Source organism: Treponema sp. OMZ 855, assembly GCF_024181145.1.
Classification (GTDB): Bacteria; Spirochaetota; Spirochaetia; order Treponematales; family Treponemataceae; genus Treponema.
On record NZ_CP051194.1, the window covers coordinates 1,832,139 to 1,858,926 of the forward strand.

A 26,788-nucleotide genomic window follows, 5' to 3' on the forward strand; every position below is an offset into this window, starting at 1 on the left:
TTACAGAGCATGCTTGTAAGAATAGATAAAATACTCGCTGCGAACGGATTGGGGTCGCGGAAAGATATACGGCGGCTTTTGCGTAAAGAAGATTTCCGAATCAACGGCACACGGGTAACCGATGCAGGGACGCTGCTTGACCCTGAACACGATACGCTTTTACACAACGGGGAACAACTGTATCTCCGTACCTGCTGTTACCTTATGCTGAACAAACCGGCTGGGGTTGTTACTTCTACCTCCGATCCGCTGCACCGCACCGTTATGGAGCTGCTGCCGCCACCTTTTTCCGCAATGAATCTTTTCCCCATCGGGCGGCTCGACCTCGATACCGAAGGGCTGCTCATCATTACCGATGACGGGGAACTCACCCACCGGCTTACCGCTCCGAAATCAGCCTGTATCAAAAGCTATTATCTTGAAACGGTAGCCCCTTTCCCCGAAGCTGAATTTAATGCCGCCCAAACAGCCTGTAGTCAAGGATTACCGCTCGGAAAAAACTTCATCTGCCTTCCCGCAACCTTTGAGCGCACGGAAGCTCAAAACATAAAAACGGAATGGGCGTTTTTGATGCATATCTGTGAAGGGAAATACCATCAAGTAAAAAAAATGATAAAAGCGCTCGGAAATGAAGTAGTCTACCTCAAGCGGATTTCGATGGGCGGCGTTGTACTCGACCGGCAATTACCTGCCGGTTCTTGCCGAGAGCTTACCCCCGATGAAGTTGCCGCACTCAAGAAAATATAGAATAAACCTGTTCGGCAACGCAGTTATCGAACAGGTCTCATCATTACCGTTCTTCCGCCGGAGCATACAGCTCAAAGTGAGTAACGGCATTTTCGCCTCTCGTAAAGGCCGGAATTGACACCATCACCGCATCTTCAAAAAGCGGAATGGTGATAGTACCGGTAACATCTTCTTGTCCGTTAAAGAAGCTGACCTTTACATGATGAGTCTGACCCCGCAGCATAATTTTATCGCGGTCGCCCTTAAACATCTCGATAGGCTTTTCACCGTTAAACGAAATGGTACAGCCGTCAATCGCTTTATATGCGCCGTTCGGATCGCTATTGTTATCTATCAGCACGGTATGAGAGCGGCCGAATAAAAACATAAGCGCCATAATGAGCAAATAAAAAACAACCAAGCCTATTTTAACCAGCCGCTGACCTTTTTTTGAACGTACCCGAATCATTATGCCCTCCCGGTTTCGGCCCGCAGCGTAGCCCGCTGTTTTTCCGCATTCTTTTGATTACGCGCTGCGTGCATGACAAGCGATAACGCAATTGCCGCATAGCCGGAAAACTGTCTAAAGTATTCGCCGATCATCGCAGAATCAAAGAGGTGCTGTCCTGCCATCGGTGTAACGATGTACAAAAAGTGCAGCAAGATAATGCCGATAAAGACGTTTCTAATGCTTGCCTTATTCACCGAAGCGCCTCCGACAAGGATTGCTGCGGCGGCAAAGAACCCTGTTTGGTCATGCGCGTTATAGGTGCTCATGTTTCCCATATTCTGTAAGAAGATAATCTGCCCGATACAGGCAAGCACCGTCGAAATAACAATCGAAATAATCCGTGTCCGCTCAACCGCAATACCGGAGGCCAGCGAAACCGCCTGATTTTGCCCGATTGCCCGCATATCTTGCCCAAGCTTTGTCTTTCTAAACCACACGATAAAAAAACACAATGCAATGATAATCAGATACGAAAGAATCGGAATTTTAAACCCTGCAATCGTCAGCGGAATTGCCGTATCGAGCATCTGCCGTACGGGCGCCAACTCAAGCGTATTACGTACTCCGTAGCCGCGGGAAAGCATAATCGCCTTATTGTGCATCGGAATAACCGACCCGAGTATGTACAGCACAAAGAACTGATAAATCCCGTTAAAGAAAAACCCGAGGATGTAGCTCGTAACCATTTCCCGCCCGCGGGCACGGTTCAGCACCGAACCGGCAACAATCCCAAGCAAGATGGATATCGGCATTCCGATGCAGGCTGCGAACACCAATCCGTAGATACCGCCGATACTCCAGTCCATTGCAAAAATAAGGCCGATCTGCCCTGCCATCGCACCGAGCACCATCCCGAAGTTGATACCCATCCCTGCCATAATCGGCAGGATTAACGCGAACACCAAAAAGGAGTTTCTGCCGATCCGCGTTAAAATTTCGGCGATAATATGGTGCGCCGACAAACCCGACACGGGAATGGCAAGGAACGAAATAACCAAGAATATGATGGATACCAAATTATCCAGAATAAAATCAACCGCGGAAAAATGTTCCCACTTTTTTTTAAGCATATTAGACGATACCATAATCTACCTCGCCGCCTGCGTCTTCCGCGTCAGTGCATACAAAATCATACCGTTTGACAGGACAATACGGATAACCTCCGACATATCGGTTTGCAGCACACTGTTAATAACGGAGGGAGTCATTGTCAAAATACCTTGAAACAGAAATGTTCCCAGCATTACGTTTAAAATCGAGGCTTTATTGACCGAGGCTCCTCCGATCAGAATAGCCGCTACCGCCGGAAACGCCATAAAGAGCGGCGCTTGGTACAGCTGAATAAAGCCGAAACTTTGCTGATACAGCAAAATCCCGACACCGCCGATAACGGTAGACAACACCGTACTGATAATCCGCGCTCGGTTGATATTCACACCGCTCGCCCGCGCAAATTCGGGATTTGAACCGACTGCAGTCAATGCCGTTCCCGTCCGTGTCTTCATAAATACCTTCATAATAAAAAAGCAGACAAAGACAAAGAGAATAAGCCCGGTCGGAAACACGAATGAACCTGCTTGAAACGCCCATAAATTATTCAGTATTTTCAGCCAGTATCCTTCGAGCGTGATGGTTGTACGTAAACCTTTTCCCGCATAGCCCCACACCATCGTCGGATTGGTATACGGCAACAGCAGCCATAAAATCGACATGAACATAACCGCAGCAAAGCCGACATACAAAGCGATGGTCATCTCTTCGCCTTTAATCAGATTTAAGAGCTTGCCGTAAGCGTAGCCGATCACCGCACATATCAGTACCGTGAATAAGACGGCTGAAAAAAAGCCTGCCCATCCGACTAAGTTCAGTTCCATTGCGAGCGTTGCACCGAGCAACCCGCCGATAACGCCGAGTGATAACCCAAAGTTAAGACCGCAGCCTGCCTGCACCATCGGCACCATCGCAAGCACCAAGAGGGCATTCATCCCAAAGCGGTTTATCGTATCCGACAGGGAAGCGCCGATACTGACATTCACAAAGGGCGCTGCAATAAACAGCGACAAGAGGAATAAGAAAATAATAATACGCGGCCAACCGAACACCGCAATTTGCTTTTTTAATTGTTCCATCTATTTTACTCCTGCCATATAAAGCGCAAACTCAGCCGGATCTTCGGACGGCTGCAATATATGCGCAACCTTGCCCTGGAATACGACGGCAATACGGTCACACACAGAGCGCAGCTCTTCAAGTTCACTCGAAATCATCACAACGGTAACGCCTTTTTCTTTATTTAACGTGCGGATTGCGTCCAATACCAACGCCTTGGCGCCTACATCAATACCCCGCGTCGGCTCTGCGACAAAGAGTAAATCGGGTTCCAGACAGAAAGCCTTTGCCAAGCATATTTTTTGCTGATTGCCGCCGGAAAGCTCCCGCGCCTTTTGTTGGGAACCGGTACATTTAATTTGCAGCATCTTGATATACTCGTCGGCAAGCGCCTTCATCGCCTTTTCGTCGCGGACGGTGATTAACCCGCCGAGATATTTTTTTAAGTATTTATGCTTTGCCTGCATAGCGGTAAAGGCGATATTCCAGTCAAGGCTTTCGTCCAGCAAAAGACCGACGCCGCGCCGGTCTTCGGACACAAAGGCAAGCCCCTCCGAAAGTACTTTGGCGGTTTTGGTAATATCGAGCGGTTTCCCCTTAAAGATAACTTCACCACCCGCATGGAACAGCCCCATAATACCGTTGGGAATACCGATTTTTCCCTGCCCGGCCAAACCGCCGATGCCGAATATCTCTCCCTTTTTAACGGAGAAAGTCGCATCGTTAACCAGCTCGCCCGGCATATCTACCCACAGATGTTTTACCTCGAGGATGGTTTTGTCAAACTGGCGCACCGTCCTTTCGGCGGTCTGCCCCTCAACCTTTCTTCCGACCATCGCGGCTGCAATCGCCTGTATATTCGTCTTTGAGGTTTCCGTGTCTTGTATTGAAACGCCGTCGCGCAGCACGACAACCCGGTCGCAAATTTCCATAACCTCATGCAGACGGTGGGAAATAAAGATAACCGCGATGCCCTTCTCCGCTAATGCTTTGATAGATTTCAGCAGTACCTCCGCCTCTGATTCGGTGAGGACGGCGGTCGGTTCATCCAATACTAAAAGCCGCACATTATCGCGGTCTATTTCGCGGGCAATTTCGGTAAACTGCTTGTGCCCAACCGGCATTTCGGAGATGAGCGTTTGTGCGCTGATAGACACTCCAAGTTGATTAAGCGTACTCTGTGCACGTTCGTGCATTGCTTTACGGTTTAATGTCGTAAGCCGCCGCCCGAAGAGGTCGGAAATAATACTTTCCTGCTCAAGCTCACGGTTCAGCATAATATTTTCACCGGAGGAAAAACCCGGAATCAGCGAAAACTCTTGATGCACCATTCCGACGCCTGCACCGAGGGCATCAAACGGCGTTTTGAAAACGACTTCTTTCCCCTGCAGCCGAATAGTTCCGCCGTAGCCGCCCGTTTCGGCAATCACCGGCATACCGAACAGAATACTCATCAATGTCGTTTTTCCGGCTCCGTTTTCTCCTACCAGCCCGATCACCTCTCCCGCATGGACATCAAAACTCACACCCTGCAAAACGGGCGTTCCTGAAAATTCCTTCGTAATATGATCGATGGATAAGATAACTTCATCATTATTCATAAATTCCTACAATCCTTCACCATTAGCAAAAATTCAGCAAAAAAAAACGGGTACACTTCAAAACTTTCCATGTACCCGTTCTGCTGAGGAGGCTTTTTTTTAAATAGTTTCCATTCTCTACTATTTATTAAACTTCATATTTAAGTATTTTTGCGGTACCTCTTGCTCGGTTGTAGACAAGAAGCCCTTTCCGAGAATATAGGTATCCATAAATACTAATGCCTGGTTCTTTGCGCGAACACCGGTATTTGCATCCGTGTAGTAGGCGCTCTTCCATCGTGCGTTGGGAGTAAAGACACCCAGCGCTTTTGACAAATCACTGAGGCTTCCTTTCTCCGCTTCTCCGTCGATAATGCGACGAGCATATTCACCCAAACCTGCGCTGACCGTAAAGCCGTAGGAGTAAGCCCACGTACCGAAGCGACCTGCGCCGCCCTTGTCGATAACCGACTGTTCAACCTTCTTTAAGATAGCTGCAAAGTCCCCGGCCTGTTCGGTAAGGTCGATACCGAGTGCTCCCGGATATCCCATTAATGGGGAAGGAAGGTCTGCTTCAACAAAGATACCGCCGTACTGTAACAACTGCTTTAAGAGCGGCTCCGTATGGGCATCGTTCGTACAGAAGAATGCGGTTTCTTTGCCGTATTTTTCAATCCACTGCGGAACTTTTTCAAGGATAAACTGCTGTGCACCGGCAACGCCGACATCGCTTGTCGGATCGGGCGCGGTTTCAAACACAAACTTTACCCCAAGGTCATTACAGGTAGCTTCCATAATCTGGCGGCGGAGACCGAGCGTTTCATACGACATATGCCGCGGGAAAGAAATATGCACAAAAGTCTTTGCACCGAGCTCTTTTGCAGCCCAAATAATCGTATAGCCGCGGGACACGAAGTCATTGTTTATTGCCATATCGGCAGACGCTTGGATAACAAGCGGGTCTTCGTGCGGTTCACCGGCAAACAGCAATATATCGGGACGCTTTTCCCGAACGCGCTTAAACGCCTCTGCGGTTCCGGGAATTCCCTGGTTTACGATAATAGCCTTCATCATCGGATCGTCCGCAAGAGCGGCAATCTGTGTGATGGTTGTTTCCTGCTGAGACATAAAGTCATCAGGATAGGTGATATGCTGGATCATACCGCCGGTTTTAGCGGAACCGTACATTTCGATCAATTTTTCGGCGCCGCGAAGGTCATCTTCCGATTGAGAAACGGTTCCCGTTGCAATACCGATATGGTACGAGGCGGTCTTTTTTCCGTTAGATGCCGAGTCTGTTTGTTCCGGTTTTGTTTCCGTCTTTTTACTGCACCCTATAGCGAATACGCTAAAGAGCGCTGCAGCCAATAAAACAAATACGGCATACATGTTTTTTTTCATATTCAACTCCTTTTGATAGTGTAAGGATATCATAGCTTGATACCTCCTACATTCGGCAGCTTTTAAACTATATATTAAAAACAACCGTTAATTTGATACTAAAACCTTCTATAAAAAATGTCAAGCATAAATATGCATAAATATGCATAAAAAGAGAAAAAATATTAAAAAAACAGTATTTTTATGCATAAGCACTTATTTTGCTAACATATTCTCTTATTTTGAAGGAATATTAAAAAAGCTCTGATGCATTTTTCCTGTTCCCCTAATGCGTTTACCTCGCGTATTCATTTCTGCTATACTTTACCGGTATTATGAGTATTCGATTGACATCCGCACAAAAAGGGATCTTGTGCATCATTTGTTCGGCTTTCTTTTTTACTATAATGAATTTATGCGCAAAGCTTTCAGGCGATTTACCGTCTATCCAAAAAGCATTTTTTAGGAACAGTATTGCCTGTTGTACATCACTCTTTGTTTTGATAAAGAACCGTCAATTTGTACTGCCGCAGAAAAAAAATATCCCCTTCCTTATATTGCGGGCGGTATTGGGCACTGCCGGTTTAGTTTCCAATTTCTATGCCGTCAGTCACTTAGCGCTTGCCGATGCTTCTATCTTGGCAAAGCTTGCGCCGTTTTTTACCATTTTTTTCTCGTTTCTGTTTTTAAAGGAGCGAATCCGATTTACCCGGCTTCTTGCAGCGGTATGCGCATTTGCCGCAAGCCTCTTAATTATCAAGCCTGCTTTTGCCGGATCGGGTCATATCTTTGCAGCCTCAGTGGCATGTTTCGGAGGTCTCTGTGCAGGCGGTGCATATACCTGTGTGCGCTATCTGTTAACGCATAAAGAATCCGGTACATTTGTAGTGTTCTTCTTTTCGGCTGCTTCTATGCTGATGTTATTGCCTTTTTTCCTCTACAGTTTTGCGCCGATGAGCTTACAGCAGCTTTTCTGGCTGATTGCAACCGGTGCAGCAGGCGCAGGAGGGCAATTTACCGTTACCGCGGCGTATTCTTATGCACCGGCAAAAAGTATCGCGGTTTTCGACTACACTCAAATCCTCTTTGCCGCAGCGTTCGGTTTTTTACTGTTCCATGAAGTTCCCGACCGTTACAGCATTGCCGGATATGTCATTATCTGCACGATTGCACTTGTGCTATTTTTGAAAAAAGACTAATTACCGGATTGCGGGTACAAGCGGCAGCAGCTCTAGCGGCTTTGCGATTATATGCGCTGCACCGGCGCCTTCCAGTTCGGCACGGTCGCGGAAGCCCCACAGAACACCGACGGTTGTCAAGCCTGCGTTTTTTCCAGTGTTTATATCCACGGCAGTGTCCCCGATGTAGAGGCATTCCTGTTTTTGGCGGTGTAAAAGACCTAAAATCTCAAATACGCCGGTAGGATCCGGTTTGAGCGGAACCCCTTCCCGCTGTCCAAAAACAACAGAAAATATGCCCTCATCAAAAAAAGCTTTGATGATCTTTTGCGTAGTCGGCTGCGGTTTGTTCGAAAGAACCGTGAGTTGAATCCCCCTGCCATGCAGCTCTTGTATCATATCGGCGACGCCGTCGTACAAAGAGCAGAGGTGTAAAAAATCGGCATCATAGGCTACGTTGTAATCCTGTAAAATACTGTTTTCTAGCGCAGCATCCGTAACGCCGTGATATGCCAAAACTCTATGAATAAGCGTCCGAGCCCCGTTTCCTGCAAAATACTTAAACTGTTCCACCGGCGCAGGCGGTAATCCGTGCTTTGCCGTTTCGGTATTGACAAAATAAGCGAGTGTCCGGACGGTATCGGTCAATGTTCCATCCAAATCAAAAATGCATGATTTAATCATAGTATAGAGTATATCGAATCAAAGGGGAAAAATAAAGATTCCGATTGACATATCAGGAGTTTTCCGGTATAGTAGCTTCATATTTTTTGCGGATGTCGTATAACGGCTATTACCCCAGCCTTCCAAGCTGGAGACGAGGGTTCGACTCCCTTCATCCGCTGTAGCACACAACAACAATTCTTTCCCACTCATATTTCCATCTCAACTACTTTCTCTTTGATTAATATACCGGATACCGGTTGTCACATTGACACTATTCGTATAAAGTTCACATAATAGCCTTTCAAAGGAGACCACCACAGTATGATCAAAAACAACGCTCATTTTCAACGACTGCATTTCAGTAAAAAACAGGTTCGATCCATCGGTACAAAACTGATCATTGTTACTATCATGCTGCTGCTGCTTCAGTATGGAATTATTGCCTATAAAGATTGGCGGAGCATCACGCGGTTTTCGGAAAATCAAATTAAAGCAACCGCAGATCTTAAATACTCTGCGTTTTATAACGAATTAAACAGTTATTCGCTTGTCGGCCGCATCCTTTTAGACAACATCGCCAGGGATCATGATATTGTTCAAGCCTTTGCTTCACGGGACAGAGCAAAATTACTGGAGTTAACGCAGCCGATTTTTACCGATATAAAGCAAAAATACCGAGCGCAGCAATTCCATTTTCATACGCCGTCGGCAGTCTCTTTTCTGCGTGTTCAGAATCCTACAAAATTCGGCGACAGCCTTTCTTCTTTTAGGGCTACCATCGTAGCTGCCCAAACGCAAAAAAAAGAAATTTACGGACTTGAAGTTGGAGTGAACGATCTGGGTTTTAGAGTCGTACGACCACTTTTTGATACGGCAGGAAAAATGCTCGGAACGGTAGAATACGGAGGTGCAGTAAATACGGCATTTATCGACCAATTCGTTCTAACGACAACACCGGAAGTATTAAAAGACGGCTTAAAAGTAACGGTCGTTGCGCGGACATTGGATAATACTTACCAGCTCATCGGTTCGAATTTTGAAAGCAAAGTTGATTCGGATGCTGCACAAATCACGGAAACATTGCCCGATGACGGAATGATCCGCACTGAAAAAAACGATGCCTTTGCCTATTATCCGCTAAAAGACTTTTCCGGACAAAGAATCGGATATGCAAAATTCTGTTTTTCAATCGAACATACTTTAACAAGAAGAACGGATTTTTTCCTTAAAACAGCGATCATTCTCATTGTAATCCTTTGCCTTTTTGTAGTAACAATTACCGGGTTTACCCGAAAATTTATTATAAAGCCGGTCAAAAAAGTTATCCATGCGCTCATGTCCATAGCGGAGGGCGATTTAACCGTCCATCTGTCGGTTGAAGGGAACGACGAAATAGCTGAACTCGCCCAATACTTTGAACAAACCATTGAAAGAATCGGATCGGTTATAGAGGCAGTTTCACATAACACCGGCACTATGCAAACGGTCGGCAAAAAACTTGCCGGAAATATGGCAGAAACTGAAATGGCGGCACAAGAAATAGAAAAAAGCGTTGCATTAGTACAAAATCAAACGGTAGACCAAAGCGCGAGCGTAACCGAAACGGCTGCAACAATTGAAGAGGTCATTAAAAGACTCAAGCAGCTGGATCAAAGTATTGAAAGACAAGCGGAAAGCGTTGCACAATCATCAGCCGCCATAGAAGAAATGGTCGCAAATATCGGCGCCGTTTCAGACCGCCTCGGAAAGAATAATACGGTTATCAAGACGGTTTATGATCAAACTAAAAACGGTAAACACCGAGTAAGGTATGCTAATGAGGTTGTCGGGCAAATTGCCGAAAAAACCGAAGCGCTTTTGGAAGCAAGCCAGGTTATCCAAAATATTGCCAGCCAAACAAACTTATTGGCTATGAATGCGGCAATCGAAGCGGCCCATGCCGGAGAAACAGGTAAAGGCTTTGCAGTTGTTGCCGACGAAATCCGCAAACTTGCCGAAGAATCAAATACACAAGGAAAACAGATCGGTACCGTTATAAAGGATGCAATACAAATAATCAGCAACTTAACCACCGCCGGAGCAGGAGCGGAAAAAAGCTTTGTTGAAGTATATGAATCGGTCAACCAAATTTCTCAACAAGAAGAACAAATTGTTACCGCAATGGCCGAACAGGAGAATACAAGCCGCGAAGTGTTGACGGCAATTCGGAATATTAACGAAGTTACCGGCGGTGTCCGCGATGCTTCCGCCGAGATGCTGCGCGGAGGAGAGCAGGTCGCACAAGAAATGCAGCGGTTAAATCAAATAACACTGAGCATCAGCGAACACATGCACGGCATGGTTGCCGCTTCCGAACGGATTGGTGATGCTGTACAAGCAGTTAACGGTATTGCGCAAGAAAACACAGTAAGCATCGAAAATCTTGCTGCTGAGGTTAGAAAGTTTAAGATATAGGGGGCGTTTCTAAAAGCTGCGATATTTGGGGCTTCCCATAAAGGAATGCGAAAGATTTTTCACGGAGGGACTCAACAGACCGTTTCTTTTGCCGATAAGATAGAAGGAACACGCGATCGCATGGGGGATTAAAAATGAGTTATAACAGTCAAGCCTTAACGGCATATAAAGAGACACGTGTAAAAACGGCAAGTCCGGGATCTCTGATCATTATGCTGTATGATGAGGGTATTAAAAATATTACCCTTGCCATTGAAGGCATGCCTGATGGAAAAATTGAAGCGGAAAATATTGAACGCATTCACCAGTACATTTTAAAAGCGCAGGATGTTATTACCGAGCTGATGGCATCCTTAAATATGGATGAGGGAGGAGAAATTGCCGAAAATCTCTTATCGCTTTACTCCTTCTTTAACCAACAGCTTTTTCAAGCCAATATGCAAAAGGATCCGCAGCCGCTTATTACGGTACGCAGCATGATGGAAGAACTTCGCGAAGCATGGCATCATGTTGTCAATTCAACTGCCGCCGCTGCAACAGAAATAAAACCGGTTGCTTCCGGTGTAAATATAGCAGGATAAGGCCATGCATACAGCTACGCTTAATGATTCCGAAATTGCCGAACGGATCGCCGTTCTCAAACGGTTCAGGTCGCTGTTAGAGCAGCAGCGGCTTAAATTCCGCGAATACTTGACAGTATTGGAAAAGCAAGAAAAAAGTATTTCCGACGAAAACACCGATGCTGTCCTACAGCACACGGAATTGGAAGAGTCCATTATTGCCGAAATATTTACTATTCAAAAAGTAATCGATCCACTGGAATATATGTATACCAATATCTGCAAGAATACGGATCATTCGGATATTCCTCATCTTAAAACGGATTTGGATGACTTACAAAAAAGGGTTTTGGCTCAAAATAAAAAGAATCGTGAGCTTCTGCAAACACATATTACCGGTTTACGGCAGCAAGTTGCATCGCTGAAGCGGCCTTATGCACACAAAGAAAGTATCTATGCCGGTACGGCGCGCACTGCGGCTCTCGTCGATCTCAGTTTATAATCGATAAGATTCGAACCTTATGCTCTGCATTTTTTACGCTGCACATACCGTATGAACCTCCCATTACCGCCGCAATATCAGGCAAAAGAAAAGGAACCGTCTGCATATACGCGAAAAATCGGCAGCTGCATGACCTACCGCTCCGATATTGTATGGATTGATATTACGGATAAGAGTCAGGATATTCTTACACTGATAAAGACGCACAAAAATTTTGACTATTTTCCGGTATGTGCAAGCAAAATCGATGCAGTTATCGGTATTGTCAGCGCACGGGATTATTTGCAAAGCAGGTTTGAAACGCCGCCGCCGAATCTGCAAAAAGTTTTAACAAAACCGCTGTTCATTCCCGAATCACAAACCATCAAGCATACCCTTGAATTACTGAACGAGCATAACACACATAGCGCCTGCGTTATTGACGAATATGGCGGCATCGAAGGATTTATCACTAAAGACGGTCTATTGGAAAGCTTGTTTAATAGAAGTATTCAGTCTGCAAGCCGTACAGGCCAGCACCCCGTTCGGCAAGCGGACGGAAGTATTATTGTCAGTGCACAGATGAGCCTTGACGAAATACAGGCGATCGGGCTTTTAAATGATATTGAACGCCATCCGACCGAAGAATACTACACCCTTGCAGGCTACCTGCTTGCCCATCTTGATGCCATTCCCCGCCTCGGCGACAGCATCGATACCGGTTCTTATATCTGCACGGTACTCGGTATGCATGGACAGCGAATCGATCAGGTCGCAATAAAGAAAAAAGAAGCTTAACCGCCCCATACATTTAGGCCCCTCTTTATACTATCCCGCAATCTGTACAATTAAAATACAAAATACGCTATGGTCTTGCACAAAAATATGTTTATGAATATAATCGCATCTTGTTAAGTATCGATACAGACGATATTTATTCGAAGAAACCGATACTTTAACATTTTATAGGTGGGAGACCGACAAAACATGAAGGACACAATCAGTATTCGCAGCCCCCGAAAATATTTTTCAATTCAACGTAAGCTTATCTGTGTATTCGGGTTACTCATGCTGCTTGCAATTTCCGTTTTAGGAATTACGGCAATAACGATTTCAAAAAATGCAATGATAAAAAAAGTTCATCTTCAACTGACCGAAAAAGCGAAAGACACCGCATCATTGATAGATGAACGCATCAATACTTTTTTTGCCAGTCTTACAGCTATCGCACGGCAAGAAGCTCTCCGAAAAGACATCCCGTATGAACAAAAAATTTCTATCCTTGCAAATGAACTCGCATTCAGTAATTCAAAAATAAATGCATTCGGAATTTGCGATCGAGAAGGAAATGCATGGCTTACCGATGGGAGACAATCCAATGTTGCTGATCGGGAATATTATCAATCCGCGCTCAACGGAAAATCATTTGTAACGGAGCCGATGATTTCACGTGCAACTAATGAACTTTTCACATTTTTCGCGGTTCCGATTTATAACGACGAAAAGGACATCATCGGTGTCTTATATGCACGGGTAGACGCGGCCGGTCTTTCCCAAATGATATCCGATATTGTAATTGGGGAAACGGGGGACTGCTATGTTATAGGGCTCTCAGGCAATACCATCGGAGATCCTGATATTGAGGCGGTAAAATCCCAAGAAAACAGCATGGAAAAAGCAAAAAGAGATACCGCCTTTGCCGAAATAGCAGCCTTTGAAAAAAGAGCATTGCAATCTACAGCGCCCGATACAGGATACTTTCATTGGCAAGGCGAAGAGCAAATAGCAGCCTTCGGAATAATTGCAAGTACCGGATGGCGAGTTATTCTTTCCGCCCCCATACATGAATTTCTAGGCAGTATAGCGGTTATGCAAAAATCGCTCTCTGTCATTACAGTCGTCATCTTGCTGGTTGCAATTATGGTTGTCTATATCACTGCGTATAAAATAGTAAAACCAATAAAGGCCGCGGTTGAGGCGTTAAAAGATATTGCACAAGGAGAAGGTGATTTAACGGTACGCTTACCGGTTGTAGGCAAAGATGAGATAACAGATCTTTCCAATTACTTTAATCAGACAATAGAGAAAATCGGCACATCGGTTAAAGCAGTCGGAGCCAGTTCGGACGTTATGCAGGGTGTCGGCGAAGAACTTGCAAGCAATATGACCGAAACTGCCAGCGCTATACACCAAATAAATGCAAATATCGAAAGCGTTAAGCAACAAGCGCTTACCCAAGCGGCAAGCGTTACCGAAACAGCGGCTACTATCGAAGAGATTGTACGCACTATTCGGCAGCTTAACGGCAGTATCGAAATGCAAGCTGCGAGTGTTGCCCAATCTTCTTCATCAGTAGAACAAATGGTTGCAAACATTACATCGATCGGGCAAACGCTCGGTAAAACCGATGAGGCGATTAGAAGCCTGACCGGCGCTACGGGAGACGGAAAAGATACATTGGTAACCTCCAATGCGGTTACCAAAAAGATTGCCGAAGAGTCGGGGTCTCTGATAGAAGCCTCAAGCGTTATTCAACATATTGCATCGCAAACAAACCTGCTGGCAATGAATGCTGCGATAGAAGCCGCACACGCAGGCGAAGCAGGCAAGGGCTTTGCGGTTGTCGCAGATGAAATCCGCAAACTTGCCGAAGATTCAGCCGCTCAAGGCAAAACAATAACAACAACGCTTAAAACGCTATCGGGTGAAATTGAAACGCTTGCAAATTCTTCCAGAATCGTCGAAGGAAAATTCAATACAATCTTTACCCTTGCCGAACAGGTTAAAGAGATGAGTAACAGCCTTACCGAGGCAATGCGCGAACAAGAACACGGCAGTAGAGAAGTGCTTACCGCGATCAAAAACATCAATATGGTAACATTGGAGGTACAAGCAGGTTCCGCTGAAATGTTGAAGGGCAGTGAAGGTGTTGCGGAAGAAATGCGAAAACTGGATAACCTCACCCGTGTTATTACCGACAGTATGAATGAAATGGCTTCCGGCGCCGTACAAATCAATAACGCAGTACAGGAAGTTAACGGTATTACGCAGCAGAATAAGCAGAGTATTGAGAATTTAGTTGTAGAAGTTTCTAAATTCAAAACCTAGACTTTTGAAAATATACGGCGCATCTACTTCGTTGCTGCGCACAAATTAATCCTCAACGTATCAAAGATACGCCTGCGGTTAATTTGTGCTCGCGCCTCGTATCTGCATCGTCTATTTTCAAAAGCATTAGAAATAGTTTTTCCGATAAAAAGAAAAATGCCCCCTACGACCCCTAAAAAGAAAAATAACGGCTTAGGGTTCTACCCTAAGAACCCGCCGTAATTCTAGGGGTTAGTTCTGGAACGGAAGTTTAGCAGGTATGATTTTTACGTACGCGCTATTTTAAGCATTGCGACGCTCAAGAGCGTGAAAATTAAAAGAGGGAGAAATGCACCGGCAAGCGGAGAAATATATTCCCATTTTGCAGAAACCATGGTCATCATCTCGGTAACATAATAGAGAACTGCAAGGGCTAAACTGAAGAGTAAACTCATCAGCAGGATATTTTTTTTAAACCGGCCGCCGATGGAAACCGAAAAAAATAAAACAATGAATGTCGTAAACGGAAATGAAAAGCGGCGATAATATTGAGAAAGATATTCATGATAGGGCAACCCCATCTTTTTTAGGTTATCGATAAAAACTTTTGCTTGTGCAACAGTCATTTCATCAATAGAGGTAATATTCCGCTGGAAGGTTTCGGGAGGTTCGGAAAAAAGAGTTTCATCGATGGTATCTTGATAGAGGACATCATTGTCGGCAGCAAAGGTGTAAATAGATTTATCAGACACTTCCCAGTGATCGGTTTGCCAATGAGCCGAACTTCCTTTTACAACGGAAGAAATATCTCCCGATTCGGTACGCATGACAATCAGTACATTGCTCAATTCTTTTTGATTATCATCGTAGTAATCGGCAAAATATACAATCTTTCCCGACTCGGATAAAATAACCACATCACTGCTGTTCAAATTCTGTTGAGGTTCCAAGATGGAATTTACCAGCGCAATTTTTTGCCGCTGAAAATGAATTAAGATATGGTCTTCAAAATAAAACATCCCAAGCGATAACAAAAATCCGCACAGTACAAGTGGAGCTACCAATACGGCGAGCGGCATACCGGAGGCAAAAATCGATGTCAGCTCATTTTTTGCATACATATTTCCCATTGTATACGAACTTGCAAACAATACCGAAAGCGGCATTGCAAATGATATACATTTTGGCAAATACAAATACATTACCCGAAGCAGCGTAACAAAGTGTACTTGATTTTGTAAATACTGCGCCAGATTAAGAAAGAGATCGCCGAGCTGCAACAGCAAAATAAAAAATAACAGTGTTAGCACAAAGACGGGGAAAAAAAGTTGCAGCAAATATCGTTGAAGAATTTTCATTTGAATAATTTTTTCCCCAACAGTGCAATAGAGGCGGCAAATACCATAATATTGGGTACCCACATAGCGATAGTCCCATTCCAATCAAGCCGTAAGCAGAGCGTCTGCCCACCCATAAACAGCGCCCAATAAGCGACGGCAATTAAAAGCCCCAACACAAAACCTACACCCTGATTATGTACCTTACCGGCGCTGCTGATGGCAAAGGCAAGCAGCACAAAAAAGAAGGCACCGAAAGGAATGGAAAACTTCTTATGAAATTCCATCCAATACAAATTGAGTATCCGGTTGTCTTCGTTTTGTATTTGTTTTTCCTTTATATCCTTATAGAGGTCAAATGAGGACATTTCGGACGGACCGATTGTATTAAAATAAGAGGACTTAATGCTCTTTGCAAGCACGTTGTAGGTTACTGCGTCGCCGTTTACTGCATCATATTTTTGTTTATCGGAAGGATCTAAAATAAGAAGATGTGGCAGAGCCATTTTAAGCGACATCACGATTGAAGGATCATCGGATTTTTCAATTTCCGCAGTCTGCGTACCGAGTATACGGAATGCTTTATCAGCATTTTTATCGACAATCAAAAGATTATGGATTTTTCCATCCTGTATTAATCCCGTTACAACAACCGCATTACGATTGCGCTTTATGGAATAAGAGGAAAGTTCCAGTGCAGGAGTTGAGGTTGCAATATCCCAATAGACTCGTCTAAAATTGACGGCACTGGCAGGCAGCAATACATCGTTGGTAAAAAAGGAAACTATCGAAACAACTAAACCGACCAGCAGTACCGGCAGCATCAGAAAACGAGGCGAAACGCCAAGCGCATTCATAGAAAGGAATTCCAAATCGCTGACAAACCGGCCAATCCCCATTAATATACCGATTAAGGCGGCAAAGGGAGCAGCATTTGCGATAACTGCAGGCAGCGAATACAGCATCAACAATGCGACATCCTTAAAGGGAGCCTGTTTTGATAAGACATCTTCTGCCAGCAGCAGAATATTATTAACAAAAAAGATAAAGAACAAAAACAAAAAACAGACAAAAAAGTACAGCAGCATTTCTTTTATAATATATAAAAAAAGCAGCCTTTGTCTTATGCCCATCATCTTCTTCTTTTAATCTCCGAAACGCAAAAATGCCGATAACTCCAAATACAGTAGCAGGGGTATTTTTCTTTTTATAACGGCTCCATTGCGTTCAGTTACGCGATTCCGGTGGAGCCGTAGCCGCCGGTGCCCCGTCCTGTTTTTGAAAGTGCATCAGTTTGTACAAAGCTCACCTGAACCGCCTGAGCAACCACGGCTTGTGCAATCCTATCGCCATTTTGTACGGTAAAAGGTTCGCTGCCGAAGTTTACCAACAGCACACACAGCTCTCCGCGGTAATCGGAATCAACCGTACCGGGAGTATTGAGCACCGTAATACCGTATTTTAGCGCAAGCCCCGACCGAGGGCGTACTTGCAGCTCATACCCCACAGGCAATTCAACAAAAAGCCCCGTTGGGATGAGCTTACGCTCCATCGGATTCAGCGTTATCGGTTCCGCCAGGTATGCATATAAGTCCGCTCCTGCGGAACCGGGTGTTTGATATTCAGGCAGCAAGGCTCCTTCCTTGAGTACGGAAAAAACCTTTACTGCCCCATCAGCAATACTCACCGTTTTTTTCCTCAATGAGCGGCTTAACGGTTTTTTTCCTGCTCTTCACAGGCATCGATATACGAAAGATTTAAGCGGCCGAGCTTATCGATTTCCAAAAGCTTGACGGGTACTTTTTGTCCTTCCTGCAGCACATCGGACACTTTTTCGATGCGGCTGCGTGAAAGCTTGGAAATATGACAGAGGCCTTCCTTGCCGGGCAGAATTTCGATAAAGGCGCCAAAATCCTTGATGCACTTAACGGTTCCTTCATAAATTCTGCCCACCTCAGGATCTTCTACGATGCCGATAACCGCAGCTTTGGCGCCGAGCGCGGACGAAGAATCCCGCCCGTAGATGGTAACCGTACCGTCGTTTTCGGTATTGATTGTTACATGGTATTGTTCGGACAGCGCCTTAATAATCTTTCCGCCCGGCCCGATGAGCGCTCCGATCTTATCAACCGGAATCTTGAGTGTTTCAATCCGCGGCGCATACTTAGACACCTGCTCGGAGGGTTTGGAAATAGTCTGATTCATAATGCCGAGAATATGGAGCCGGCCTTTTTTTGCCTGCTCGAGCGCTTTTTGCATAATCTCAGCGGAAACGCCGGCGATTTTAATATCCATCTGGAAGCCGGTAATACCTTCTGCGGTACCGGCAACTTTAAAGTCCATATCGCCGAGGTGGTCTTCTTCGCCCAGAATATCGGAGAGTACCGCAAAGCGGCTTCCGTCGGTAATAAGTCCCATCGCAATACCGGCTACCGGCTTTTTCATCGGAACGCCGGCGTGCAGCAGTGAAAGCGTACCGCCGCACACGGTTGCCATTGACGAAGAACCGTTGGATTCCAGAATTTCGGAAACCACGCGGATGGTATACGGGAACGCTTCTCTGGACGGAATCATTGGCATAAGCGAGCGGTGCGCAAGGTGCCCGTGCCCGATTTCGCGGCGTCCGGTTCCAAGCCGTCCTACTTCACCGACCGAATAGGGCGGGAAGTTATAATGCAGGATAAAATTCTCTCGGCGGTCGCCTTCGATATCATCATAAACTTGTTCGTCAAACACGGTACCGAGCGTAACAACGGCAAGCGACTGTGTTTCCCCGCGGGTAAACACCGCAGAACCGTGCGGACGCGGCAGCACTCCAATCTCGCAGGTGATGGGACGGATATCTTCCAAGCCGCGCCCGTCAACCCGCAAGCCTTTTTCCAGTATGTTTTCGCGCAAAATATGGTATTCCATATCGTCGAATAAAGCGGCAAAGAGCTTCGCCTGTGTTTCATCGGTAAGCTGCTCCGCATATTCTTCGGCGAGCGCCTTTCTGATAACATCGCAGGCTTCGCGGCGCTCTACCTTGCCCTTTGTATATAAGGCTTTAGAAAGTTCGGGGTAAGCCTTTGCGTAAATGGCATCTTTATTTGCAAGCGTTGCGTTAACCGGTGCAAGCGGCAGTTTTTCCTTGCCACACGCCGCGCGGAGCTCATTTTGCAACGCACAGATCGCTTTGATAAATTCATGCGCTTTTTCCAAGGCCTTGAGCATAACCTCTTCCGAAACCTCGTGAGCGCCGCCTTCTACCATCGTAATGCCTTCGGCAGTACCCGCAACAACGATTTCCATATCAGCCTTTTCAATCTGGCTGAAGGTCGGGTTTATTATAAACTCACCGTCGAGGTATGCCACGCGAGCGCCCGCAACCGGCCCGTTAAACGGAATGTCGGAAATAACAACCGCAGCCGAACTTGCAATAACCGCTAAAATATCCGGCGGATTGATCATATCCGAGGAAATACAAGTCGGTACAATTTGAATTTCCCGCCCGAATGCTTTTTCAAACAACGGCCGCATCGGACGATCGATCAGCCGCGAAACTAAAATCTCTTTATCCTTAGGACGGCCTTCACGCTTGATAAAACCGCCCGGTATCTTTCCTGCTGCATAGTATTTTTCATTATAATCGACGGTTACCGGTACATAATCGAGTCCCTCAACTGCCGTAGATGACGCACACACCGTCGCCAACACTGCGGTTCCGCCGAATTGCGCATAAATAGCGCCGTTTGCCTGTTTTGCCAGATGACCTGTCTCTAAAATTAACTCTTCATTTCCGATCTTATACGTTACTCTTTGTCTCATAAGCTTTCCTTCTATTAATTACAATTTCTCAAACTACTTATAAAAAACGGCTACCTACCTGTTCCCGATAGGTAACCGTTTTATGCCGCTTAAAACAATCTAAAGAAAATTACTAAAACGTTCGCTATTAGCAATTTCCGGTACATTAAGCAGCGTGTATCTTACTTGCGCAAGCCTAACTCTTTAATAAGGGCACGGTAGCCTTCGAGGTTGGTACGCTTGTAGTACTTCAGCAAGCGCCGACGCTGTCCTACCAATACCAAAAGCCCCCGCTGGCTGCTCTTATCCTTTTTATTGATTCTGCAGTGCTCGGTGAGCTGTCGGATCCTATCGGTCAACAACGCAATCTGAACTTTGGTATTGCCCGTATCTTTTTCGTTTGCACCGAATTTCATAACAACCGATGCAGTGTGTTCTTTTGTAAGTGCCATTTCTTACTCCTTCCGTATAAATTCCAATTTATGTATTAATGTTTCCGCGGCAAACGGAACCGGCGCTGCGGTCTCTCCGGAAACTTCAAGCAAAGTATCCGTAACTTTCACCTGTACGGGAATAATCACCCCCGACCGTAAATACGCGCAGGCTGAATACTGTCCGCTCTGTGGGAGAATCTGTGTTACAGCCGACTTTTCGATAGACCATACAGTGTTCTCTCTCCGCTGGACTATTTTTTCGACATCTAAGAAAAAAGGATACCCGAGAAGGTCTTTTGCAAGGGTGAAATCAGCTTGTTCAACAGCCTGCCGTATTGCGCTTGAGCTGATACGCACCTGCCGTGCCGAATAAAGCTGTTCAATGGAATCAAAACAAAAGCCCCTTTCACGAGCAAGGCGCTGTAAGTCCCCTACTCCCGTATCGTGGCGATACCCGCAGGTAAAATCACTGCCAACGGCAAGATATTTTATGCAGATAGTTTTTATTAGTATGTCAAAAAAAACAGTACCTTTTATTTTAGCGAAATCAGCGGAAAAGTCAATCAGCACCGTAAAGCTAAATCCTTGCTCGGCAAATTTTTGCAGTCGCATTTCCAGTGTAGAAACATCGCCTGCATAAGTATTTCCCGCCTTAACCGACCGAGGAGACCGGAAAAAAGTGATGATTCCAGCGGGAATGCCCTTATGTCGTGCAGCCTTTAACACCGCCGACAAGATACGCTCGTGCCCGCGGTGAGGCCCGTCAAACCCACCTATCGAAATAGCGGAACCTTGCGGATACAAGTTTTTTCCTTTTATTAAATCATCCCAATAGATAATCTTCATCACTCCAGCCAGCCTATCAGGGCAAACGCCTCAGATTCTTTGTAATATACGCTGCACAAATCAATTTACGCATCTGATGCGTTTACAGTGCCCCTGTTAAATACTATTTGATAATGAAACCGGTTACCGTTTTTTATGATCAGACCTACACAACGTTTTTCGTAAAACACCGCGATAGTTCCGCCGTCAGAAAGCGGTTGCGTACCTGTAAACCAGTGCCCGTTGATGGGCTTTCCATTCATAAACGCAGCATAATATTTCTCTTGAAGCACCGCTATTTGAAAATGCATGGCACCGGCGATTTCTTCATTTAAAGGCAGCGCCGCCCGTTTTATCTCTTCTTCGGTAACCGAATACGGTGCACCTTCCGTACTCACTGCAGCGCTTCCGAAAGGCTGCAGCGCCGAAAAACAGGCCGCCTGTTCAAGGGTAAATGGCCCAACTGCCGTTCTGCGGAGCGCATAGACATACGCGGCAGAACCGCATCGATGGGCAATATCCCGCACCAATGAACGGATATACGTTCCCTTGGAGCAGCGCACACACAGCACCGCGCCCAGCACTTTTTGAGCTGCGCCTGCTTCGGATTTTTCGGCATCCGTATCAACTTTCGGTGCATAAAAAATTTCTTCGATATCGATATTATAGATGGTAACGGTTCGAGGCGGTACGGTTACCGTTTCTCCGCGCCGTATTTTATCGGAAAGCCGCTCCCCCGCCTGCTTTACCGCCGAATAAACAGGCGGCACTTGCTCGATGGTTCCGGTCAGCTGCTTGATCGCCGCAACGAAGTCGGCATACACCGGAAGCGGCTTTTCGGCGATGACGGTGCCTTCGGGATCGAGCGTATCGGTTTCCTTCCCGAAATAGAACAGCACGCGATAGGTTTTATCAAAATCCGTGATATACGGTACAAGTTTGGTCAGTTTCCCGGAAAGCAATACAAGTAAACCGTCAGCAAAGCTGTCGAGCGTACCGGTATGCCCCACTTTTTTAGTACCGAGCGCATGTTTTACCTGCCAAAGAGAGGTAAAGCTGGTTATACCGGACGGTTTTGCAAAAGGGATAATAAATTGGGGTTCACTTTTGGGCATTGTTCCCGGAATCCGAGGCGGCTTCTAAGGCTTCAAGTTTTTTCACCATATTAAAGCCCTCTTCGATACTTTCGTCATAGATAAAGGTAAACTGAGGACACTGATGGATATGCAGCTTTTTTGCCAAGCTTGTGCGGATAAATCCCGCCGCGTTTTCCAAACCCCGAACGCCCTGCTTTGTCTTATGCGTATCCATAAAGCTGGAAACATACACCTTTGCGTACGCAAGGTCGCCGGACACTTCTACTCTGTTTATCGAAAGAAAGTTGGAAACGCGCGGATCTTTTATCTTCCCTGAAAAAATCAACTGAGAAATTTCCTCGCGGATTTGCTCCGCGAGTTTATCCAAACGGAACTCACTCATTCAGCTGCTTCTCCGTTACCGGTATGAGCTTCGGGGGCTTCATAATGCTGTGTATCAGTCAGCTTACGGGCAACCTCGACGGTTTCGATAATCTCCAGCTGGTCGCCGACCTTTATATCGTTGAAGTTCTCGAGCGCAATACCGCATTCGTAACCTGCAGCCACTTCCTTGACATCATCCTTAAATCGGCGCAAGGACGCAAGCTTACCGGAGAACACCACAATGCCGTCGCGGATAAGGTGAACCGTACTGCTCCGTTTTACCGTACCTTCAAGTATATATGAACCGGCGATATTGCCAATCTTAGGTACTTTAATGACGCTGCGGATTTCAGCCATACCGATAACGTTCTCTTTAATGTCGGGGCTGAGCATTCCTTCCATAGCCTGCTGAATTTCTTCAACGGCTTTATAGATAACATTATACTTACGAATATCGACCTTTTCCTGTTCGGCAAGCGCCTTTGCCTGCGATGTGGGACGAACATTAAAGCCGATAATGATTGCATTGGAATCCGCTGCAGCGAGCATAACATCGGAGTCATTGATAGCACCGGCAGACGCATGGATAACATTCAAGCGTATTTCTTTTGTAGACAGTTTTTCAAGCGATTGCTTCAAGGCTTCTACCGATCCCTGTACGTCGCCCTTAATAATTACTTTGAGTTCAAGGACTTCACCATCGGTGATCGTTTCATACAGGTTATCGAGCGTTACCTTCTTCACATTACGTGAATCTTCAAACCGCTTGAGTTCTTGCCGTTTTAACGAAATTTGGCGAGCCATGCGTTCGGATTCGGTTACTTGGAAGGGATCGCCCGCATTCGGCATTCCTTCAAGTCCTAAAATCTCTACCGGCATACTCGGCGTTGCTTCGTCGATCTTTTCACCTTTGTCGTTAAAGATAGCACGAACACGTCCGGAATAAACACCTGCGACATAGGGATCGCCCGTTCGGAGGGTTCCACGCTGTACGATAATCGTTGCGACAACGCCGCGTCCGTGATCGATCTTAGATTCAACAACCTTTCCTTCCGCACGGCAGCTATAGTTTGCCTTCAGTTCCAATACTTCCGCTTGTAACAGGATTGCATCGAGCAGGTCATCGATACCTTTTTTCTGCAAGGCTGAAATGGGAACGTATATCGTGTCTCCACCCCATTCTTCGGCAACAAGACCGAGTTCACCGAGGCGGGTTTTTATTTTATCGGGGTTTGCTTCCGGCTTATCGATTTTATTGATTGCAACGATTATCGGAACCTTTGCATCCTTCGCGTGGTTCAGCGCTTCAATCGTCTGAGGCATAACACCGTCATCGGCCGCAACTACCAATACGACAATATCGGTAACCTCGGCGCCGCGCGCGCGCATCATTGTAAATGCTTCGTGGCCGGGCGTATCAAGGAAGGTGATATTTCCCTTGGGGGTAGATACCATATAGGCGCCGATATGCTGGGTAATACCGCCGAACTCATGGGCGGTAACATTGGTACTGCGGATAGCATCAAGCGTCTTGGTTTTACCGTGGTCAACATGTCCCATGATGGTAACAACCGGCGGCCGGGTAAGCAACTCTGCATCTTCATCGTTGACAGTTTCGATAATGGTTTCATCATAGAGGCTGACGATTTTAACATCACACTCATATTCCGAAGCAAGGATGGTTGCAGTATCCGCATCGATGGATTGATTCATCGTTACCATCATGCCCATTTCCATCAATTTACCGATAAGCTCCGATGCTTTGAGGTTCATCTTTCGAGCTAATTCTGCAACGGAAATGGATTCCATCATCTCGATGCTCTTAGGAACGGCGCTTACCTTTTCTTTAGCCTTTTTCTTCTGCTGCAGCAGTTTCTCTTCAAAGAACTCGCTTTCCTGATCCTTTCGTGAATAAGTCTTTTTGCCCTTAAACGCCTTTTTGGTATTCTGCTTATTGGTTTCAAGCGGCATCGGGCTTGACATCGGACGACCGCCGGCACCACCTCTATTCTGTCCGCCTTGGAAACCGGGCTTATTAAAGCCGCCTGTCCGCGGTCTATCCGATGAATAGCCGCCCGGACGTCCTCCGCGGTTGTTCTGATCGCCGCGTCCATCCTGTTGCTGCTGGGTTCGTCCCTGTCCGCCGGTAAAGCCGGGCTTATTATGCCGGTTACCTTGGTTACCGAACCGGTTCATCGGCTTGGATCCACCCGCAAGGTTTCCCGCACGGCGGTCTGGCCGTTTGCTGCTTAAATCCAGTGAACGGATTTGATTCTTATTATCCGATTGCGATTGTGTCTGTTGAGTTTGAGATTGAGTTTCGGTATTTTCTCTCCGCATCGGCTTTTCAGATCGATTCCTATCATAGCGTTCCGTGCGTTCGCCGCTATGCTTTTGTACGCGGCGGTTTTCTTCCCCCTGCGTATAAGCAGAACTTTTTCGTTCCGACGGCTGCGCCGAATGCTCCGGTGTTTTTTTCACCTGAGGGGAAGAATCCGCAGGAGTTGAAGATACAACAGGACGCCGCTTCTGCTCGCCGGCAGGACGATTTCCTGCTGCGCCGGCTGGAGCTGCGTTCGCCGTAGGATGCGCTACCGGTTTCAGTTTACGTTTTATTGTCCGTACCGGTTTCTGTTCTACGGCCTGCTGTACTTGAGGCTGGGCTGCCGCTACCGATGCAGAATCGGGCTTTGCCTTTTTGAGAATAACTTTTTGTTCCTGAGTATTTTCGATACCTTCTGCCATACAACTCCTATTCTTCGTCCTCATATTCAAAACTTAAACCGACACCACAGTTAGGACAGACTGTCATATCGATCGTAATCGGTGCCCCACATTCGGGACATTCGTATACTTCTTCTTCCGCATCTTCAGCAGGTGCAGACATTGTTTGATTTTCAGGCTGGGCTTCCTGTTCCGGTTCCTGATTCTCATCGACGATCTCAAATGATTCGTTGATCAATGCCTCAAGAGTCTTAACTTTTTCTTCCGACATACCGGGAAGCGCACAGAGTTCTTGATGCGAAGTATCCAAGAACTGCTCAACCGTTTCAATATGATTCTCATGCAAGAGCGCTAACACATCAGGGTCAATACCTTCAACCTCGGTCAGTAAAACAGCCTCATCATTAAACAGCTCTTCAGCAGCCTTACGGGTTTCAGCATGGATATCCATCTCTTGGAACTGCTTTTCAGTCTTAACGTCGATACTCCAATCTGCCAGCCGGTTGGCCAACCGAACATTCAAGCCCTGCTTTCCAATGGCAATTGAAAGCTGACTTTCCGCAACAACGGCAAGCGCCGTACGCTTTTCCGCATCAAGGATAACAACATCCAATACTTCAGCCGGTGAGAGGGCATTGGCAATAAATACTGCCGGATCGCTCGAATATTCAAGCACATCGATTTTTTCTCCCTCCAACTCGGTAATAATCGTCTGAATACGGGTACCTTTCGGACCGACACAAGCACCGACGGGATCCACATCCTCTCTATGAGAGATAACGGCAACCTTTGTCCGGTAGCCGGGTTCGCGGACGATTTTGTACAATTCAACAATATTATCGTAAATTTCAGGAACTTCAAGTTCCATTAAACGGCGCACAAAATCGGGATCGGTGCGGGAGAGAATAAGCTGTACGACATTTGATTGCCGGTGTTTTTTCACTTCTTTTATAAGCGCTTTTATTCTATCATTGGGATGATATATTTCCTGTGGAAGTTGAAATTTCCGCGGTAAAAGCCCTTCAACTTTTCCGAGATCGACATAAATATTATCGTTTTTCTTCCGTTGATAATAGCCGATGATAATCTCACCCTCTTTCGCCTTATACTCGGAATAAATGCTGTCCTTTTGGATCTCTCTCGTCGATTGATGCACGCGCTGCACACCCGCTTGAATTGAGCCGCGCTTAAAATCCTTAGGATCCAGCTCAAAAAGAAGTTCATCGCCGAGTTCACAGTCAGGCGCAAGTTTTGTTGCCTCTTCTATATCTACCTCAAGCACAGGGTTCACAACATCATCAACAATCTTTTTACGTGCATAAATGCTTACTGCATCATCACCGGTAATAACTACCGCATTAACATCGGTCTTAAAAGCCGTTTTGTATGCAGCTTTCAATGTTTGTTCAACAATTTTAAATGCAAGATCTTCATCCAGTTCTTTTTCTAACGCGAATTTACGGACATCTTCAATACTTACCCCAGCCATC

Annotated in this window: 23 protein-coding genes and 1 tRNA gene; 8 read left to right on the top strand and 16 right to left on the bottom strand. The window is 46.1% G+C overall.

The annotated features are described in order from the left end of the window. Window positions 1–9 precede the first annotated feature (9 nt). Window positions 10–747, top strand: coding sequence for a pseudouridine synthase (locus E4N65_RS08225; RefSeq protein ID WP_253672726.1), 738 nt, complete (start codon window positions 10–12; stop codon window positions 745–747). Between the two features lie 43 nt (window positions 748–790). Here the strand turns inward: E4N65_RS08225 and E4N65_RS08230 are convergent, their stop codons facing one another. The 5 genes from E4N65_RS08230 to E4N65_RS08250 form a co-directional block, all read right to left on the bottom strand. Then, a complete protein-coding gene (locus tag E4N65_RS08230) occupies window positions 791–1,195 on the bottom strand; it encodes a DUF6672 family protein (protein WP_044015595.1) in 405 nt (134 codons plus the stop codon). Further along, window positions 1,195–2,322 carry an ABC transporter permease subunit gene (locus tag E4N65_RS08235; RefSeq protein ID WP_253672728.1) on the bottom strand — a complete coding sequence of 376 codons (1,128 nt, stop codon included), beginning with the start codon at window positions 2,320–2,322 and terminating at the stop codon, window positions 1,195–1,197. The genes E4N65_RS08230 and E4N65_RS08235 overlap by 1 nt, the downstream gene beginning before the upstream one ends. A gap of 3 nt (window positions 2,323–2,325) precedes the next feature. Next, complete coding sequence (locus E4N65_RS08240; protein WP_253672730.1) at window positions 2,326–3,366, bottom strand: ABC transporter permease subunit; 1,041 nt, start codon at window positions 3,364–3,366, stop codon at window positions 2,326–2,328. Next, window positions 3,367–4,947: a sugar ABC transporter ATP-binding protein gene (locus tag E4N65_RS08245; protein ID WP_253672732.1), complete on the bottom strand. Its 1,581-nt coding sequence runs from the start codon at window positions 4,945–4,947 to the stop codon at window positions 3,367–3,369. A gap of 120 nt (window positions 4,948–5,067) precedes the next feature. Beyond that, window positions 5,068–6,327: a DUF3798 domain-containing protein gene (locus tag E4N65_RS08250; protein WP_253672734.1), complete on the bottom strand. Its 1,260-nt coding sequence runs from the start codon at window positions 6,325–6,327 to the stop codon at window positions 5,068–5,070. A 386-nt stretch (window positions 6,328–6,713) separates the two neighbouring features. Between E4N65_RS08250 and E4N65_RS08255 the strand changes: the two genes are divergently transcribed. After that, window positions 6,714–7,505: a DMT family transporter gene (locus tag E4N65_RS08255; RefSeq protein ID WP_253672736.1), complete on the top strand. Its 792-nt coding sequence runs from the start codon at window positions 6,714–6,716 to the stop codon at window positions 7,503–7,505. On the opposite strand, the gene E4N65_RS08260 is transcribed toward E4N65_RS08255, so the two are convergent. Further along, entirely contained in the window at window positions 7,506–8,168 is a 663-nt protein-coding gene (locus E4N65_RS08260; RefSeq protein WP_253672738.1) for an HAD family hydrolase, read from the bottom strand. Window positions 8,169–8,256: 88 nt separating this feature from the next. Here E4N65_RS08260 and E4N65_RS08265 point away from each other — a divergent pair. The 6 genes from E4N65_RS08265 to E4N65_RS08290 all read left to right on the top strand — a co-directional run bounded on the left by E4N65_RS08265 (window position 8,257) and on the right by E4N65_RS08290 (window position 14,753). Further along, window positions 8,257–8,328, top strand: a tRNA-Gly gene (locus E4N65_RS08265). A gap of 143 nt (window positions 8,329–8,471) precedes the next feature. Continuing rightward, complete coding sequence (locus E4N65_RS08270) at window positions 8,472–10,604, top strand: methyl-accepting chemotaxis protein (protein ID WP_253672740.1); 2,133 nt, start codon at window positions 8,472–8,474, stop codon at window positions 10,602–10,604. 134 nt (window positions 10,605–10,738) lie between these two features. Then, window positions 10,739–11,185 (top strand): flagellar export chaperone FliS, encoded by a 447-nt coding sequence (gene fliS, locus E4N65_RS08275; protein WP_253672742.1) that lies wholly within the window; start codon window positions 10,739–10,741, stop codon window positions 11,183–11,185. Window positions 11,186–11,189: 4 nt separating this feature from the next. Continuing rightward, a complete protein-coding gene (locus E4N65_RS08280; RefSeq protein WP_253672744.1) occupies window positions 11,190–11,666 on the top strand; it encodes a flagellar biosynthesis protein FlgN in 477 nt (158 codons plus the stop codon). Window positions 11,667–11,717: 51 nt separating this feature from the next. Next, the gene (locus tag E4N65_RS08285; protein ID WP_253672746.1) at window positions 11,718–12,443 is read left to right on the top strand and encodes a transporter associated domain-containing protein; all 726 of its coding nucleotides are present in this window, start codon (window positions 11,718–11,720) and stop codon (window positions 12,441–12,443) included. Between the two features lie 189 nt (window positions 12,444–12,632). Further along, on the top strand, window positions 12,633–14,753 hold the full coding sequence (locus E4N65_RS08290) for a methyl-accepting chemotaxis protein (RefSeq protein ID WP_253672748.1): 2,121 nt from the start codon (window positions 12,633–12,635) through the stop codon (window positions 14,751–14,753). A gap of 266 nt (window positions 14,754–15,019) precedes the next feature. On the opposite strand, the gene E4N65_RS08295 is transcribed toward E4N65_RS08290, so the two are convergent. The 10 genes from E4N65_RS08295 to nusA all read right to left on the bottom strand — a co-directional run bounded on the left by E4N65_RS08295 (window position 15,020) and on the right by nusA (window position 26,787). Beyond that, window positions 15,020–16,090 (bottom strand): LptF/LptG family permease, encoded by a 1,071-nt coding sequence (locus E4N65_RS08295; protein ID WP_044015572.1) that lies wholly within the window; start codon window positions 16,088–16,090, stop codon window positions 15,020–15,022. Next, window positions 16,087–17,205 carry an LptF/LptG family permease gene (locus tag E4N65_RS08300; protein ID WP_044015570.1) on the bottom strand — a complete coding sequence of 373 codons (1,119 nt, stop codon included), beginning with the start codon at window positions 17,203–17,205 and terminating at the stop codon, window positions 16,087–16,089. The genes E4N65_RS08295 and E4N65_RS08300 overlap by 4 nt, the downstream gene beginning before the upstream one ends. Window positions 17,206–17,300: 95 nt before the next feature. Further along, a complete protein-coding gene (gene dut / locus E4N65_RS08305; RefSeq protein ID WP_044015568.1) occupies window positions 17,301–17,756 on the bottom strand; it encodes a dUTP diphosphatase in 456 nt (151 codons plus the stop codon). 23 nt (window positions 17,757–17,779) lie between these two features. Then, complete coding sequence (pnp, locus tag E4N65_RS08310; RefSeq protein ID WP_044015566.1) at window positions 17,780–19,876, bottom strand: polyribonucleotide nucleotidyltransferase; 2,097 nt, start codon at window positions 19,874–19,876, stop codon at window positions 17,780–17,782. Between the two features lie 161 nt (window positions 19,877–20,037). Beyond that, window positions 20,038–20,307 carry a 30S ribosomal protein S15 gene (gene rpsO, locus E4N65_RS08315; protein WP_044015564.1) on the bottom strand — a complete coding sequence of 90 codons (270 nt, stop codon included), beginning with the start codon at window positions 20,305–20,307 and terminating at the stop codon, window positions 20,038–20,040. Between the two features lie 3 nt (window positions 20,308–20,310). Then, window positions 20,311–21,135 (bottom strand): FAD synthetase family protein, encoded by an 825-nt coding sequence (locus E4N65_RS08320; protein WP_044015562.1) that lies wholly within the window; start codon window positions 21,133–21,135, stop codon window positions 20,311–20,313. 65 nt (window positions 21,136–21,200) lie between these two features. Then, window positions 21,201–22,229 carry a tRNA pseudouridine(55) synthase TruB gene (gene truB / locus E4N65_RS08325; protein ID WP_044015560.1) on the bottom strand — a complete coding sequence of 343 codons (1,029 nt, stop codon included), beginning with the start codon at window positions 22,227–22,229 and terminating at the stop codon, window positions 21,201–21,203. Beyond that, window positions 22,216–22,593 (bottom strand): 30S ribosome-binding factor RbfA, encoded by a 378-nt coding sequence (gene rbfA / locus E4N65_RS08330; protein WP_044015558.1) that lies wholly within the window; start codon window positions 22,591–22,593, stop codon window positions 22,216–22,218. Before rbfA ends, truB begins: the two co-directional genes overlap by 14 nt. After that, window positions 22,590–25,319, bottom strand: a complete 2,730-nt coding sequence (gene infB / locus E4N65_RS08335) for a translation initiation factor IF-2 (protein WP_044015556.1) — start codon at window positions 25,317–25,319, stop codon at window positions 22,590–22,592. Before infB ends, rbfA begins: the two co-directional genes overlap by 4 nt. Before the next feature lie 7 nt (window positions 25,320–25,326). Further along, window positions 25,327–26,787 carry a transcription termination factor NusA gene (gene nusA / locus E4N65_RS08340; protein WP_253672750.1) on the bottom strand — a complete coding sequence of 487 codons (1,461 nt, stop codon included), beginning with the start codon at window positions 26,785–26,787 and terminating at the stop codon, window positions 25,327–25,329. Between the last annotated feature and the right edge of the window lies 1 nt (window position 26,788).